Origin of the sequence: Brevibacillus sp. SKDU10, assembly GCF_001645205.1 — a bacterium.
Taxonomy (GTDB): domain Bacteria; phylum Bacillota; class Bacilli; order Brevibacillales; family Brevibacillaceae; genus Brevibacillus_B; species Brevibacillus_B halotolerans.
The window spans coordinates 1-16577 of the sequence record NZ_LSSO01000200.1; the positions used below are offsets into that span (position 1 = coordinate 1).

Genomic DNA, 16577 nt, shown 5'->3' on the forward strand with positions numbered 1-16577 from the left:
GTTCCGGAGCCAAAAGAAGCCGTTGCAAAACCGCAAGAAATAGATCCAGAGCTAAAGGAAGCCGTTGCAAAATCCCAAGAGACAGTTGCTGAACCAAAAGAAGTTGCAGCAAAACGCCAAGAGACAGTTCCGGAGCCAAAAGAAGCCGTTGCAAAACCCCAAGAAATAGCTCCAGAACCAGAAGAAGCTGTTGCAAAACGCCAAGAAGTAGCTCCAGAACCAGAAGAAGCTGTTGCCAAACGCCAAGAAGTAGCCCAAAAGCCAAAAGAAGCGATTGTCAAACGCCAAGAAGTAGCTCCAAAACCAAAAGAAGTTGCAACGAAACGCCAAGAAGTAACTCCAGAACCAAAAGAAGTTGTTGCGAAACAACATGAAGAACGGATAGAGAATCATCACTCTCAATCAACGGTGCAATTAGTTACTGATTCCGATCCATATGCAAAATATTGGGAGGGAAGTGAAGAAGATCAGGTAGACATAACCACAACAGCAAAAAAAGAAGCAATAACAGAAAGAGCAACAGAAACTGCCAAAGTACATGTCGAACTAGATGAAAATAAGGTAAAAGCTCATACAGCAGATTATGATCAGGAGCAACAAGAGCCTGCTATCAGGACGGAATTAAGCACAGAAGAAGAGGCAACTGTGCTCATGGCTCAATTGGAGAAGGAAGAAGCAAAATCGGCAGAGGAAAATACAGCATCCCTAGAAGTTGAACAAGAAACAGAAATGAAGGTTGCAATTGGTTCAAAAAACAATCATAAAGAGCAAAATGAAATGATGAACTTCTCCAATTTTTTCTCACACTTACATGGAAATGAGAAAAATAAAAATCTGCGTGAGGAGAGTAAACAAGAGGAGGAGCTTTTAGAGCAAACGAAAGCGAAACGTGATACCAGTAGTTCACGTAGAGATGCATTAGGGAATTTAACTTCATTTGTTCAAGATCGCACAGAAAAATTCAGTAAATTGAAAATGTGCATTATCCAAAAAAATGATACCTTAGATTCTATTGCACAGCGGTATGAAATGTCCGTGACCAAAATTAAAGAAGCAAATCGAATGTCAACAGATCGAGTAGAAGAGGGGCAAATTCTTTACATTCCGCAATAAGGGGAGAGAAGGGCATGGCAAAGGAACAATTAGATATTTCCCCCATCTGCAAACGATATAAACTGAAAACGACCAAAATAACACCAAAAGTGGATTATTATTTAATAGAAACAAACAGGGGAACCAAAGAGCTAAGGGTATGGCCTCGTATAGAATATATGCGTTGGTCTTACGGATGGCGTGAGCAAATGGCACGTCAGGGGGTTAAAAACGTAGAACGATTTATTCGCACCAAAGATTCTAAGCCTTATGTAGTATCAAATAAAAAGGGTTATAGCATGATGGATCACCATCGCCTAGAAGAACCTATCGCCTACACCATTGATAACATGCTGGAATGTGGTCGAATAACAGCGCAAATGCATGTAGCCCAACAGGCGCAATCCCTCCACATTGGTGGAGAATTGTTGAAACGAGAACAATTACATGCACAGCAAGGACTGGATCGGACAAAAAATTTTTTAAAGCAGTGGGAACGAGATCAGAATGCTAAGAAGCGCAATAAATGGGGAAGCTTGTTTCCATCAATCTTAGAACGGATGGAGCGCAGTGCTACCTTGATTCAGAGCGTATCCTTACCAGCTGAAGTGCTTGCAGCTTCTCATAAGGAATTATCACGGAAGAATTGGGTAATGGTTGACGATCAAGTGTTTTTGCGAGGCTTTTATAAAACCTCTCTCACTGTTCAGCATAAGGATACAGCAAGCTTTTTACAGGAAATTGCGTTGGATGGTGGAGATCCGGCATTGGTTGACGCCTTTCTAGATGGTTATGAAGAGGTAAAACCATTGAATTATGAAGAGTTTCGTTTGCTACTCTCCTTTATGTCCTATCCAAATGAGTTATGGAGAACATTGGAAAAAGTTCTTCAAGCTAGCACAAAAGAGGATAAACAAGCAACAGAGGATGTCAAACAATCAGTCATGCGACAGCGAGAATTGGATTATCATCTGCAACGCTTGGCGAAGCGAGCAGAGCGAGGACGGCAATCGTCATGAGTCAGTACGATCAACTCTTCCCCTTGTTTAATGAGTACGATATTTATGTACAATCAATTGAGATGGTTAAAGCTCCACGTGTATATAAAGGGATTACTCCAAATGGATGTTATTCCTGCAAAAAAACAGCCGCATCGGCCACTCGCCTGCTTTATGTGGGTGGCGTATTGAGACATTTGGAGCAAAGAGGCTGGGATGGTGCTATCCCTCTTTTATATACCAAAATTGATGAGCCATATGTAAAGCAAGGGGGAGAGGTTTATTATTTAACCCAATGGGAGGATAGTGTTTCCATTTCCAAAGCGAATCTGTCTAGCTGGGCTTCGGGCACAGTTGTTCGATTGGCGGAGTTTCATCAGCTAACGCAAAATTACCGAATTGAAGATCCAAAGCAGGTGGAGCCGCTCGTTGATGCCCTAATTAATAGATGGCAAAGCTGGATTCGTCAATTGGCTATGTTCCGTGATCTCGCTAATGAACGGAATTATGCGTCTCCGTTTGATGTTGCGTTTTTAGCTAATCATACTTTTATTGCTGACACTGCTAATCAAGCCTTGGAAAATTTACGAATTTGGCGAAGACGACACGAAACAAGCAATCAATTTCGACTCTCGCTCATCCATGGTTATCCACATCCAAGTCATACGGTTATGAATGAGAGCGGCAAAGTGCGTTTACTAAATTTTGACCGAACGGTGTTCGATACCCCCGTTCGAGATATAGCGGTAATGCTACGTAATTACTTTCAACTCGGGGGGGAAAGTAAAACAGCAACTGATCTTTTTGAACAGTACAGCGAAGTGTTTCCCCTTCGACCAGAAGAGATTTCGCTGCTACGATACTTTTTACAATATCCCGAGAGGATCATGCGTAATCTGGAGTCCTACTATAATCGACGGTACGAATGGACGGAGCTATATGCAGTTAAACGATTGGAAAAGGATTTGGATCGGCTGGTGAGCTTAAATAGATGGACCAATCAAGCGTTTTGATTTAGACGCCTTCTTGGGAAAAGGAGGCGTTTTTTTGCATGATGGGTGGGTAAATATAATGACGTAACTACAGCCAATCCATCGAGAATGCGGCATAAGAAATGGCGAGGAAGCCGAGGATTAATACATCGAGGGAGGTGGGCAGTAGTAAAGTTCTAATAAACTGAAAGGCTGTAAAAGGCAATAGAAACTGCTTATAGGAAGCTTTTACATTGTATAGAAAAGAACTGTATTTAAAGCGTCGCCAATTCATAATTATCACCCCTTACTGCACAGTGTATGCAGTATGCGGATAGAGGGTGAAGTCCAGCAGCACTTTGTGAATCGTTTATTTACATGAATTGCAGTAAAATATAGAAAACAAATAAAGAAGAGAGGATGTGGTTCTTTTGGTTGAACATAGAAGGATTAACACCGTTCAACTATTCAAGAGAGCTTTTTTTATTATTCTAGGGTCCATGATTTTTTCATTTGGACTAGAAGAATTTTTGATTCCCAATCAAGTCATTGATGGAGGCATTACGGGTATTTCTATTATTTTTAGCCATTTGACAGGCTGGCCCATTGGTCTTTTCTTATTTTTATTAAATGTTCCCTTCCTCATTATTGGTTATAAGTACATAGGTAGAACCTTTGCTCTATCTACATTGTTTGGAGTTACGACCATGTCAATTGCTGCAAGTTTATTGCACCCGGTCAGCGCTGTTACGAGAGAACCGTTTCTGGCTGCGGTTTATGGCGGCGTATTTTTGGGGATAGGAGTAGGCTTGGTCATTCGTTATGGTGGGTCGCTGGATGGGACAGAGGTTGTAGCCATTTTGTTTAACAGGAAAACAGCCTTTTCTGTTGGAGAGGTAATCATGTTTTTCAACATATTTATTTTAGGAAGTGCGGGATTTGTCTTTGGCTGGAATCAAGCGATGTATTCCTTGCTTGCTTACTACATCGCCTACAAAATGATTGAATTAACACTTGAGGGCTTTAATGAATCTAGGTCAGTCTGGATCATTAGTGACAAGCATCGAGAAATTGGTGAAGCTCTGCTAGCAAGGCTAGGACGTGGTGTTACTTATTTGAACGGGGAAGGTGGATATTCTAGAGATAATAAGACAATTATCTTTACCGTCATCACCCGATTGGAAGAGGCCAAATTAAAATCAATTGTAGAAGAATGGGATCAGTCTGCATTTTTAGCCATTGGAAACATTCGTGATGTAAAAGGCGGTCGTTTTAAGAAGGAAGCGATTCATTAAAAGGAACGAAGGCTGTCTGATTTAGAAGGGAAGGTAAATCAAACAGCTTTTGTTTCTGTCTGTAAGCATTCACATTTTTCTCTATTTGACGTACCATTATGGGTTCGCTATAATATGCTGTATATGATTATATATGCAATGCTATGATTGGAAAGAGTACATATACCCACCTTATCAGAGAGGGAGAATCATTAGCTGCGAGATTCTCTAAGGAGTAGGGATATGGAAAGTCATCCATGAGCAATTCCAATGAAATGAGAAATAATAAAGTAGTTGGAATCGGCGTCAAACCGTTATCTTGTTAGAGTGAACGCGTGAGTTCCGTATTTTCACATAGTGGGAAATGTATTTGAATGATGATAACGCGCGTTAACAAAGGTGGTACCGCGAAACAAACTCCTTTTCGTCCTTTGATGATGAGGAGTTTTTTTATTTGCCCATGTAATGATGTGCAATTATAAGGAGGAATAGGATTATGGCAAACGAACAAGCATCTCTTGATTCACAACTACCAAAAAACTATGATCCAAAGGCAGCGGAGGCCAAATGGTATCCCTACTGGATGGAACAAGAATTTTTTAAAGCGGAGCGCGATCCAAAGAAAGCTCCTTATACGATTGTAATCCCACCTCCAAATGTAACGGGTAAGCTACATTTGGGTCATGCATTGGATACAACGCTACAAGATATTATTACACGTGCTAAGCGTATGCAGGGATACAGTACGCTGTTTCTACCAGGAATGGATCATGCGGGTATCGCAACTCAAACGAAGGTAGAAGCAAACCTGCGTGAAGAGGGCTTAAGCCGTCATGATTTGGGCCGTGAAAAATTTGTAGAAAAAGTTTGGGAATGGAAGCATGTCTATGCTAATCATATTCGTGAACAATGGGAAAAACTTGGGCTTGCTCTAGATTACTCACGCGAGCGTTTTACGATGGACGAGGGCTTATCACGTGCCGTTCGTGAAGTATTTGTTCGCCTCTATGACAAAGGTTTGATCTATCGTGGTAAGCGCATCATTAACTGGGACCCAGCCGCTCGTACAGCCTTGTCTGATATCGAGGTTATTTACAAAGAAGTAAAAGGCGCGCTGCATCATATGCGTTATCCATTAGCTGATGGAAGCGGCTTTATTGAAGTGGCTACAACTCGTCCTGAAACGATGCTAGGCGATACCGCAGTAGCTGTTCACCCAGAGGATGAACGTTATAAAGATTTAGTTGGCAAAATGGTTGTTCTGCCGATTACAGGTCGCGAAATTCCGATTGTAGCGGACGATTATGTAGACCCTGAATTTGGTTCTGGTGCGGTTAAAATCACGCCTGCACACGATCCAAATGACTTTGAGGTGGGTCAACGTCATAATTTGGAACAAATCATTGTCATGGATGAATCAGGGGTAATGAATGAAAATGCTGCTTCCTATAAAGGACTTGATCGTTTCGCTTGCCGCAAGCAAATTATTAAAGACTTACAAGATCAAGGCGTTATGTTTAAAATCGAGGAGCATATTCATCAGGTTGGACATAGTGAACGAAGTGATGCGGTAGTAGAACCATACCTATCGACACAATGGTTTGTTAACATGCAGCCTCTTGCAGACGAAGCGCTAAAAAATGCTGCTTCCGAAGACAGTGTTACATTTGTTCCTGAGCGTTTTAAAAACACGTACCTGCGCTGGATCGAAAATATTCGTGATTGGTGCATTTCCCGACAATTATGGTGGGGCCACCGTATTCCTGCTTGGTATTGCCAGGATTGTGGCGAGTTGCATGTATCCCGAGTTGATGTCACAGAATGCTGCAAATGTAACTCCAGCAACCTTTCTCAGGATAATGACGTCTTAGATACGTGGTTCAGCTCTGCGTTGTGGCCATTCTCCACATTAGGTTGGCCAGATGAAACTGAAGACATGAAATACTTCTATCCAACTAACGTACTTGTAACAGGCTACGACATCATTTTCTTCTGGGTAGCACGTATGATTTTCAGTGGTTTGGAATTCACTGGTGAGAAGCCATTTGAGCACGTGTTAATCCACGGAATTATCCGCGATTCTGAAGGACGTAAGATGTCTAAGTCGCTTGGTAACGGGGTTGACCCGATGGAAGTAATCGAGAAGTACGGTGCGGATGCCTTGCGTTTCACATTGGCAACGGGTAATTCCCCGGGTAATGACCAACGTTTTTATTGGGAAAAAGTAGAAGCGAACCGCAATTTTGCAAACAAGATCTGGAATGCTTCACGTTTTGCTTTGATGAATCTACAAGACTTTACGTATGAAGATATCGATTTAACCAAAGAATTATCTGCACCTGATAAATGGATTTTAACCCGTCTTCAAGGAACCATCGCAGATGTTACTCGATTGATGGATGCGTTTGATTTTGGAGAAGCAGGTCGTCTGCTATACAATTTCATCTGGGATGATTTGTGCGACTGGTACATTGAGATGGCTAAATTGCCATTGTACGGTACAGATGAACAAGCGAAAAAAGCAACTCAATCGGTGCTTGTATATGTGCTAGATCAGACGTTGCGTTTGCTGCACCCATTCATGCCTTTCATCACGGAAGAAATATGGCAAGCCCTACCGCATCAGGGTGAAAGTATAACAATTGCTGCTTGGCCGCAGGCAAAAGGCGAGTTAACTTTTAACGATGCTGAAGCTGAAATGAGCTTGCTTATGGATATTATCCGCAGCGTGCGTAACATCCGTGCAGAAGTAAACGTGCCCATGTCTAAAAAAATTGAACTAGTAATCAAGGCTAACGATCAACAATCTCTTCAAAGTCTACAACGTGGAGAAGAGTTCTTGGTACGTTTCTGCAATCCTGAAAAACTAGTAATTGGCACTGATTTGGAAGCTCCAGAAAAAGCGATGTCCGCTGTTGTTACTGGTGCAGAGTTATTTTTACCGCTTGCAGGGTTACTTGACTTGGAACAGGAGCGCAAGCGTTTGGAGAAGGAAATTGATACACTAAATAAAGAAGTGGAACGCATCGAGAAAAAGCTGAACAACCCAGGCTTTATGGCAAAAGCTCCCGCAAATGTTATTGAGGAAGAGAAAGCTAAAATGGCAGACTACGCTAACAAGCGTGAAAAGGTCATCGCGCGTTTAGCTGATCTAGAATCCTAAGCTTGTCTGCTTCATTCTTGTCATAACTAAACGATTGGGGTCATACGGTAAATGAAGGCAGATCATATTCTTATTTATGATGAAGCATTGGATTGGCTTCACAGCCTGTTACGTTTTGGACTTAAACCTGGTTTAGAGCGCATGAATTGGATGCTAGAGGAGTTAGGGCATCCTGAACGAAATTTATTATTTGTTCATGTGGCAGGTACCAATGGAAAAGGCTCTACGTGCACTTTTTTGACACACGTAATGCTGGAAGCGGGAATTAGTGTTGGAACCTTTACTTCCCCATATATCACTGATTTTCGCGAACGTATTCGATTTAATAACCAACTCATTCCACAGGACGACCTTGTTCGTCTTGTGGATGAAATAAAGCCGTTGGTGGGGCGCTGTGAACGGGAAACGGAGTATGGCTGTCCTACTGAGTTTGAGGTTATTACTTTACTGGCGATCTGTTATTTTGGCAGAGTGGTCAGACCTGCGATTGTGATTTGGGAAACGGGGCTGGGTGGACGTTTGGATTCAACGAATGTTGTCCATCCCATCATAAGTGTCATTACCAATGTTGGTCTTGATCATACCAATGTTCTAGGCTCAACGATTGGTGAGATTGCTTTGGAAAAAGCCGGCATTATCAAATCAGGAGTGCCTGTTGTAGTAGGACATCTGCAGGAAGAGGCACTTGATGTTATTTCTCGGATTACCAAACAAAAAAACAGCAGGCTTTATAGGCTAGGTAACGAATTTTATTCCAAGCCTCTCTTTACAGAAGCTTCAAGAGGAGCCCAGCATATCGAATATGGTAGTTTGTTTCGTCTCAACTCTTCCACATATCAATTGGGGTTACTAGGCAAACATCAGGTGCAAAACGCGGGCGTTGCCTTGATGGTTCTAGATCTCATGAGAGAATTCTATGCTTTTTTTGTGGAGGAAGAAGATAGGAAGAAGGGTTTGGCGCAAGCTACATGGCCAGGGCGCTTGGAGATTGTCTCACGTAAACCGTTATGTATGATAGATGGAGCACATAACACGGAAGGTATCACGATGCTAGTCGACAGTTTAGCTGAGCTAGCAAACGATACAAAGCGAATTCATTTAATGTTCTCTGCTCTTGAGGATAAACCGTTGCCTCAAATGGCTCGGGTTCTTAAAGAGGCGCCGCTCGAATTTGCCAACGTGTATCTCACGAGCTTTGATTTTCCAAGAGCCGCCTCTGTAGATACCTTGGAGGATGCTTTTTTGATGGGTGGCTTTAATCAAGAACAACTGGAACGTGTTGATAATTGGGAAATCACGTTGCGTGAATGGCTGAGCGACGAGACGAAGAGCGATGAGACGTTGCTGATTTGCGGATCACTTTACTTCATCTCTTTGGTACGCTCAATCTTTTTAATCCCCGTAGAACAGGTAGGTGAATAAAGTGGAACCATTGCAACATGTCCACTTCGTCGGAATCGGCGGTTATGGTATGAGTGGAATTGCACGCGTATTAGTTGATTTAGGATATAAAGTAACAGGATCGGATGTAGCGATGAACGATCTTGCCCGAAAGCTACAGGAAAAAGGAGCACAAGTGATTATCGGCCATGATGCTTCTCATATTGATGGGGCAGATATCGTCGTTTATTCTACTAGTATATCGAAAGAAAATCCTGAAGTTGCAGCGGCCCTGAAAAAGGGGATTCCGCTGCTGCATCGTTCACAGATGCTTGCAAAGATTCTAAATGAAAGAACAGGTGTAGCTGTAGCTGGTGCTCATGGCAAAACCACGACAACTTCTATGACAGCCCACATTTTAGAAGCAAGCGGCGAGGACCCCACTTTTATTATCGGTGGTGAATTAGTCAACGCTGGTACGAATGCAAAAGCTGGTAAAAGCGACTATGTAGTGGCCGAGGCAGATGAAAGTGACGGCTCCTTTAAGGAATACCATCCAGCATATGCTATTGTAACTAATATTGAACCAGATCATTTAGAGCATTTTGATGGAGACTTTGCCAATCTAAAAAAGGCTTATGTTCATTTTCTAGGTAACATCAAACCAGATGGTACGGCTATTGTGTGTCTGGATGATCATCATGTACGTGAATTAATGCCTTCCGTTAATCGAAAGGTAATTACCTATTCTATTGACTCTGTTTATAGTGGATCAGCGGACTATTATGCTATGGAGATTGTATGCGGTGATCTGACTACAACCTATCAGGCATGGCATAAGGATGTTCATTTAGGTGAGGTAATTCTTCATTTCCCAGGCAAGCATAATGTAGCCAACTCCTTAGCAGCGATGATTGTAGCGTTAGAAGCAGGAGTTCCCTTTGAAAGGATTTCTCAGGCCTTGAGTACGTTCCGAGGTGCAAAACGTCGTTTCCAAATTATTGGGGATGCACAGGATATTTTGGTGGTTGATGATTATGCTCACCATCCAACAGAAATCATGGCAACATTAAATGGAGCGAAGGCTTGTGGGCGTCGGGTGATCGCAATATTTCAGCCACAGCGCTATACCCGCACGTTTTTCTTGATGGAGGAATTTAGCCGAGCCTTTTCAGAAGCGGACGAAGTGATTATTACGGATATTTTTTCTCCCGCAGGGGAACAGAAAATCGAAGGGGTATCCTCTCAGATTTTAGTTGATAAAATTAAAGCGAATAGTCATCCGCGTGCACAGTACATCCCTACCAAGGAAGAAGTGCAGCAACAACTGGTGAAGCAATTGCAGCCAGGTGATCTCGTCTTAACAATGGGAGCGGGAGATATTTGGAAATCTGCATATTGGTTCGCTGAGCAATTGCAACAAAAAGTTAAAGAAACACAGGAAAGCTGAGCATAAAAGCATTTATTGTCATACTAAACTAGATAGTGGTAACAAAGGAAACTGCCGGATTTGTCCGGCAGTTTTTTTGTCTCTATCTAATGAGCTAGGATACAGATTGAACGTAGTAACAAGCTAAGGCAGGTGGTTTATGATGCTACAGTGGGGGTGGCCCATTATATTAATGGAAGAAGCTGAAATCGAACGACTAATTTGCTGGATCTGTGGGGCTTTACTAGGAGTGATTTGCTTTTCGGATATAAGGAAACGCCTGATCCCTAATTCTATTGTTTTGCCCGCTATTTTTACATTTTTATGTGTGCGTGTGACTCATCCATTAGAAAAAGAGACATTTACAACGCATATGTTAGCCATGTTATTGGCTTTTGTGCTTTTATATGTAACAGTGATTGTTACAAAAGGAGGAGTGGGAGGAGGAGATATCAAGTTAGCAGCCTTATTAGGGTTAATTGTAGGGAGGACCTATATAATCTCTCTGTTGCTTGTAGCAGGGATTAGTGCAATTGTACTTGCGATTCTATTAGCTCGACAGCCGCGAATAAGAAAGGAAGGAATACCATTTGCCTGTTGTTTGACAATTGGCTGGTTGTTTACGTATGTAGGCAGGATAGATGTGTTGCATGTCTATGCTATATTTTTTCTTCCCTGAGCAGTCATAACTTGCTAGGTCTGTTCGTAAACTAGTAGTACTAGAGTTAAGAGAACGAGGAGGACCTACTATGAGCGGACAACCTTCCAATCGAATATCTATAAAACTATCACCTGTCATCCCTCCCCAAAATAAGATGAGGGCAAATACACCTGTACAAAATAAGCAGGTAAAAGAACAGAAGAATGACAAGAAAACACAGCCAGAAAAGGCCACAGGTAACGAGGGAGTATATGAAGGAATACGGGAGCTAGTAGGCGATGACAATAAAGAAACGAGGCAAGAATATGACGAGCAGCAAGCGAAGGAGGCAGAGCTGGAATTAGCTGAGGCAATGAGTAGATTGTGTAAGCTGGAGGAACAAAACTTACCCACTCATACGAGTAAGGAACAGTTCCTAGCTGAATTGTCTAAAGCTGAGCGCTTATTTGAAAAAGAAGAGCAGGATAGATCGTTTGTAGAAGGTCGGCTCGGTGAAGAGGGATACCAGAGCCCATATTACGAGGGGCTTTATCCCTCTGATTGGGCGCAAGAATCAAGGAAGCCGGCATGGTGGGAAAAACTAATAAAAAATCAAAGCCATATGTCAAAGCGACCTATTTTAAGAGTATTTATTACGACAATAAGTGCCGTTATCCTTGGAGTGTTATTTGGCTTTATTGTTTTAAATATCTTCGTACAAGAACAGCTAGTGCATCCCTCACAGACGGGTGCTACACTGCCGAAATCAACCGAAGCCATACAGAATTCTGCTGCTACTTCTGAAGGGACGAGTGCATTCAATGAAAAAGCAGTTCCCGTAAATGGTGAGCGTCAACCTAATGAATCAAATGATGCGCGAGAAGCGGGCTTGTCTAAAGAAGGAGCGTCACAGCAGGCGAGATCGCCAATTGTCTCTACTGGTCAGAAATCAGATGCCGTTCTTGCAACCGTCCAATTTCCAGAACAAAACTATTACATGGTCCAAATGGGGGTGTTTACTGACCCAAAAGCAGCCGAGCCCGCTGTTGCCTCTCTCGACGAAAAGGGATTACCCCATTTTCTTTATCCAATCGAAGGAAGGCTTCATTTATTTACGGGAGTATCGCCAAGTCGTGATGCCATTTTGGGATTGGCAGATCATTTTAGACAAAAGCAAATTGAAGTCTATGTAAAAGAAGTGAAGCTACCAGCTACAGAGAAACAAGTTCAGATTGTCCCTACCTCCCCTTTAGAAGTAGGTGCTTCCTCTGATAAAGGGGTTGTTAATGCTTTTATCAAATCGGGAATAGATATCATTCAACAGCTTTCTACTTTATCCAGTCAAGTGGTTAATACAGATAAGCAAAAAGTACAACCGCTTACAGCAGAGCAAGAAGCTAAGCTCAAAAGGATGCATGTCGCCTTTTTAGATAATAGTAGAGCAACACAGCAGACCTTGCCACAAAAGGAGCAAGTCTATATAGCGGGGATGGTGCAGGGGATGAATCAGGCAATGAGTACGATGACCCAACTAAAAACAGCCAATGCAGAGCCATATGCTTGGCAGGTACAAAAAGGAATTATGCAATATTTACATTATTATGCTGTATGGATGAAGGAGACGAATTAGGAAAATGGCTTTGTTTGCAAAAGGTTTCTTGCAAACAAGGTCTTTCTTTCGTTATGATCATAAAAATAAATCTGAAAATCAACAGCTTCGGTAGTTGTCTCTTGATGTCAAGTTTTGCTACACTTAGGTGTGATTATAACGACTTTCTTCCAAACAACAACGATGAAAAAACGAGGGTAGAGAGAATGACGGGGAAAGAATTTGTAATTTTATTGATTGTCCTGTTATCAGGTCTCTTGTTTGGTAGTCTATTAGGGCAAATATTAGGTCCTTGGATTCCTTTTCTTCGAGAGAGTAAGATGTTAACATGGAGTCCTGCGGCAGATTTGGACATTTTGAAGTACAATCTTCATTTTGAGGTAAAACTAAACCTAGCCAGTATCGGAGGGCTTGTTCTCGCTTTTTGGATATATAAAAAAATTCGATAGGGGGAGATAAAATGAATCCAGAACAGCCAATCGTATTAGCTTCTTCTTCCCCGCGACGTCAAGAATTGCTGGCATGCTTGGGCTTGCCTTTTCGCGTTGAGGTGAGCAATGTAGATGAGACGATATCTGAAGAGATTGCGCCAGAAGAAATTGTGAAAATCTTATCTCATAGAAAAGCAGATGCAGTTGCCAAAAATTTGTCATTTGGTCTAGTTATTGGCTCTGATACAATTGTTGTGCTAGACGGACAGGTATTGGGAAAACCGCATGATGAAGAGGATGCATTTCGGATGCTCTCTTCATTACAAGGGCGCGAGCATGAAGTATTCAGCGGCCTAGCTATTATTGATGTTTCGACTGGGAAGACAGCACTTGATTATTCATCTACAAGGGTTAAAATGCGTACAATGACAGATCAGGAGATACGTGGATATATCGCCAGTAAAGAACCGATGGATAAAGCTGGTTCCTATGCTATACAGGGCCTTGGATCGACGATTGTAGAACGAATTGAGGGCGATTATTTTACGGTAGTGGGACTACCGCTCAATCGCTTGGCCCAGATGCTTAATCAATTTGGAATTTCCCTGTTAAACAAGTAGGTGTTCCTCTTAGATTGCTTCTCCATGATAAAAGCCGCTTGGCAGGAATGAAGGAAGGGGCAAAATAAGAGATGAACTGTAACAATTTTAAGTTAAAAAACGTCCCTACATATGAGCGTCCGCGCGAACGTTTGTTAAGGCAAGGGTCTGGTGCTTTATCTGATGTCGAACTCTTAGCGATTTTACTTCGGACTGGCACAGAAAAAGATCCGGTCCATAGGGTAGCGCAGCGCTTATTAGCTGTGTTTGGTGATTTGCAACAACTTGCAACAGCTACTCATGAAGAGCTGACAGATATCAACGGGATTGGTCCCGTTAAGGCTGTGGAAATACAGGCAGCGCTGGAGTTAGGACGAAGATCTGCCATTAAAGCTCGAGATATTCGTATCAGTATCCGCTTGCCAAAAGATGTAGCAGATTTTATGATGCCGGAAATGGCTGGTCTCGTGCAAGAACATTTTGTATGCCTGTTTTTAAATACGAAAAATCAGGTGATTGGGAAGAAAACAGTTTTTGTGGGAAGCTTAGATTCTTCTATTGTTCATCCACGGGATATTTACCGCGAAGCAATTAAGCGTTCTTGTGCCTCTATAATCTGTTTGCATAATCATCCAAGCGGAGATCCTGCTCCAAGCAAAGAGGATATTAATGTTACTAAAATCCTGCTTCAAGCAGGAGATTTAGTAGGAATCCCTCTTTTGGACCATCTTATTATTGGAGATGGTCATTACGTTAGTTTAAAAGAACAGGGATATATGTAACACGTACCCTTTCACAAAACAAATAATACCTGTCTGTCAGCGGAAGCATCCTAGGAAAATGACCGTTTTGACAAAATGGAAGGAGATTTTCAATATGTTTGGTAGTTTCACACGCGATATGGGGATTGACTTGGGAACAGCTAATACCCTCGTATACGTTAAAGGAAAAGGAATTGTGGTGAGCGAGCCTTCTGTTGTAGCGATCCGCACTGATACAAATACAATTGAGGCTGTAGGTAATGCAGCCAAAAACATGATTGGTCGTACACCAGGAAATATCGTGGCTGTTCGTCCGATGAAAGACGGAGTTATTGCTGATTTTGAAACCACTGCAACCATGATGCGTTATTTTATTCGTCAAGCTCAGAAAAATCAAGGCTTCTTTAGCCGTCGTCCTAGTGTAATGGTTTGTGTGCCATCTGGGATTACAGCGGTTGAAAAACGTGCGGTAGAGGATGCAACGAAGCAAGCAGGAGCAAAAGAAGCATATACAATTGAAGAGCCATTTGCGGCTGCAATTGGTGCTGATTTGCCTGTTTGGGAACCAACAGGTAGCATGGTAGTGGACATTGGGGGCGGTACGACGGAAGTAGCTATCATCTCACTGGGTGGAATTGTTACTAGTCGTTCCATTCGTGTAGCTGGTGATGAAATGGATGAGGCAATCATTCAGTATATTAAACGTCGTTACAATCTGATGATTGGTGAGCGTACTGCTGAGACGTTGAAAATGGAAATTGGTTCCGCTATCGCCCCGGATGAACAAGAAACTGTAGAAATTCGTGGTCGAGATCTTGTGACAGGTTTGCCAAAAACGATCTCTGTTACAAGTACAGAAATTGCCGAAGCATTGGCTGAAACGATTATGTCAATTGTTGAAGCTGTGAAAATTACATTGGAGAAAAGTCCTCCGGAGTTGGCTGCAGATATCATGGATCGTGGAATTGTACTAACTGGAGGAGGGGCATTACTACGTCACATTGAACGGTTATTAACGCGTGAAACAGGCATGCCTGTTCATGTGGCGGAGAATGCACTTGACTGTGTAGCTATTGGAACTGGCCGAGCGCTTGAGAATTTGCATCTCTTTAAATCTAAACATGGAATAACATCTTCACGTGCAAAAAGACGATAAGCGGGTGACGTGTCTATGTCATTCTTCGGTAATCGCAAACTTATAATTGTATTAATTGGCTTAGTTGTTCTGTTGGTAGTGATGGGCTATACCGCCAAGGACAGAATGAACCTGACATGGCCGGAAAAATTCATGAAAGATACAACCAGCGTGGTGCAGGGCCTGTTTTATCGCCCTGCCCAGGCTGTTTCGCAGTTTGTTCACAATGTTCAAGATGCTTATCATGTGTACGAAGAAAATCGTGTACTAAAAGCAAGCTTGGATCAATACGCGCAGATGTCTGCTGAGTTAAAAGCCGTAAAGTATGAGAATGGACAACTGAGAGAGAGTCTTGGCACAAAACAAAAATTAAATGATTACAATGTCATTTATTCAGAAGTAGCTGCAAGGAATTCGAGTCAATGGAATGATGTGTTGGTTATCAGTAGCGGTAGCAAACAAGGTGTTAAGAAAGACATGGCTGTTATGACCTCTAAAGGTTTGATAGGGAGAGTGAAGGATGTTTCCAATTTCTCTGCGACAGTTGAATTGCTTACAAGCAGAGAGAGCTCTAACCGCAACCATGTTTCTGGATACATTTTGGCCACTCAGCCAATCCAAACTCCGCCTTCAACTACTGGTAATGGTCAACAGACGAATGCCACAAGCAATACAGCAAATGCGGCCAATTCGAATAAATCAAATGCAGCTACCACACAGGCGAATAACCAACAGAAGCCAGCAACTACTACGAAGTATGTAAGTGGAATTTTAGAGGATTACGACTCGGTTGAAAAATTATTGATTATGCGCAAAATTCCTTTAGATCAAAAGATCAGTGTGAATGATGCGGTAATTACGTCTGGGTTAGGCGGTATGATTCCTAGTAAACTACCAATTGGTGTAGTGGTCAAAACAGAGCCAGGAGACTATGGATTAACCCAAACAGCCTATATAAAACCGTACGCTGATTTCACATTAATTTCCGATGTCTTGGTTATTGATCGTAAGTCTGTGGAGACTCCAACTGGAGATTCAAGTTCTTCCAGTCAAAAAGGCACCACTCAGCAATCGAAGGGAAAAGGGGGTAAATAG

Annotated in this window: 15 protein-coding genes and 1 other annotated feature; of the genes, 14 read left to right on the forward strand and 1 reads right to left on the reverse strand. The window is 42.2% G+C overall.

Going from position 1 to position 16577, the window contains the following annotated elements:
* The 3 genes from AYJ08_RS20365 to AYJ08_RS20375 all read left to right on the forward strand — a co-directional run.
* Positions 1 to 1113, forward strand: a 1113-nt coding sequence (locus AYJ08_RS20365; RefSeq protein ID WP_157452905.1) for a LysM peptidoglycan-binding domain-containing protein, incomplete at its 5' end; no start/stop codon positions are given.
* Between the two features lie 14 nt (positions 1114 to 1127).
* A complete protein-coding gene (locus tag AYJ08_RS20370; protein WP_064019228.1) occupies positions 1128 to 2111 on the forward strand; it encodes a protein kinase family protein in 984 nt (327 codons plus the stop codon).
* Positions 2108 to 3103, forward strand: coding sequence for a phosphotransferase (locus tag AYJ08_RS20375; RefSeq protein WP_064019229.1), 996 nt, complete (start codon positions 2108 to 2110; stop codon positions 3101 to 3103). The genes AYJ08_RS20370 and AYJ08_RS20375 overlap by 4 nt, the downstream gene beginning before the upstream one ends.
* A gap of 67 nt (positions 3104 to 3170) precedes the next feature.
* Here the strand turns inward: AYJ08_RS20375 and AYJ08_RS20380 are convergent, their stop codons facing one another.
* A complete protein-coding gene (locus AYJ08_RS20380) occupies positions 3171 to 3356 on the reverse strand; it encodes a hypothetical protein (RefSeq protein WP_031410690.1) in 186 nt (61 codons plus the stop codon).
* A 136-nt stretch (positions 3357 to 3492) separates the two neighbouring features.
* Here AYJ08_RS20380 and AYJ08_RS20385 point away from each other — a divergent pair, with 136 nt between their 5' ends.
* The 11 genes from AYJ08_RS20385 (at position 3493) to mreC (ending at position 16577) form a co-directional block, all read left to right on the forward strand.
* Positions 3493 to 4356: a YitT family protein gene (locus AYJ08_RS20385; RefSeq protein WP_064019230.1), complete on the forward strand. Its 864-nt coding sequence runs from the start codon at positions 3493 to 3495 to the stop codon at positions 4354 to 4356.
* A 134-nt stretch (positions 4357 to 4490) separates the two neighbouring features.
* Positions 4491 to 4770: a binding site (T-box leader), on the forward strand.
* A 61-nt stretch (positions 4771 to 4831) separates the two neighbouring features.
* Positions 4832 to 7498 (forward strand): valine--tRNA ligase, encoded by a 2667-nt coding sequence (locus AYJ08_RS20390; protein WP_064019231.1) that lies wholly within the window; start codon positions 4832 to 4834, stop codon positions 7496 to 7498.
* 51 nt (positions 7499 to 7549) lie between these two features.
* Positions 7550 to 8920: a bifunctional folylpolyglutamate synthase/dihydrofolate synthase gene (locus AYJ08_RS20395; protein ID WP_064019232.1), complete on the forward strand. Its 1371-nt coding sequence runs from the start codon at positions 7550 to 7552 to the stop codon at positions 8918 to 8920.
* 1 nt (position 8921) lies between these two features.
* Positions 8922 to 10328, forward strand: a complete 1407-nt coding sequence (murC, locus tag AYJ08_RS20400) for a UDP-N-acetylmuramate--L-alanine ligase (RefSeq protein ID WP_064019233.1) — start codon at positions 8922 to 8924, stop codon at positions 10326 to 10328.
* Positions 10329 to 10467: 139 nt separating this feature from the next.
* Entirely contained in the window at positions 10468 to 10986 is a 519-nt protein-coding gene (locus AYJ08_RS20405; RefSeq protein ID WP_064019234.1) for a prepilin peptidase, read from the forward strand.
* 70 nt (positions 10987 to 11056) lie between these two features.
* Positions 11057 to 12577, forward strand: coding sequence for a hypothetical protein (locus AYJ08_RS20410; RefSeq protein WP_064019235.1), 1521 nt, complete (start codon positions 11057 to 11059; stop codon positions 12575 to 12577).
* Between the two features lie 185 nt (positions 12578 to 12762).
* Positions 12763 to 13005 carry a DUF4321 domain-containing protein gene (locus tag AYJ08_RS24785; RefSeq protein ID WP_003338397.1) on the forward strand — a complete coding sequence of 81 codons (243 nt, stop codon included), beginning with the start codon at positions 12763 to 12765 and terminating at the stop codon, positions 13003 to 13005.
* Positions 13006 to 13016: 11 nt separating this feature from the next.
* Positions 13017 to 13607: a Maf family protein gene (locus tag AYJ08_RS20420; protein ID WP_064019236.1), complete on the forward strand. Its 591-nt coding sequence runs from the start codon at positions 13017 to 13019 to the stop codon at positions 13605 to 13607.
* A gap of 71 nt (positions 13608 to 13678) precedes the next feature.
* Positions 13679 to 14368 carry a RadC family protein gene (gene radC / locus AYJ08_RS20425; protein WP_064019237.1) on the forward strand — a complete coding sequence of 230 codons (690 nt, stop codon included), beginning with the start codon at positions 13679 to 13681 and terminating at the stop codon, positions 14366 to 14368.
* A 94-nt stretch (positions 14369 to 14462) separates the two neighbouring features.
* A complete protein-coding gene (locus AYJ08_RS20430) occupies positions 14463 to 15503 on the forward strand; it encodes a rod shape-determining protein (RefSeq protein ID WP_003338394.1) in 1041 nt (346 codons plus the stop codon).
* A gap of 15 nt (positions 15504 to 15518) precedes the next feature.
* Positions 15519 to 16577, forward strand: coding sequence for a rod shape-determining protein MreC (gene mreC, locus AYJ08_RS20435; protein ID WP_031410670.1), 1059 nt, complete (start codon positions 15519 to 15521; stop codon positions 16575 to 16577).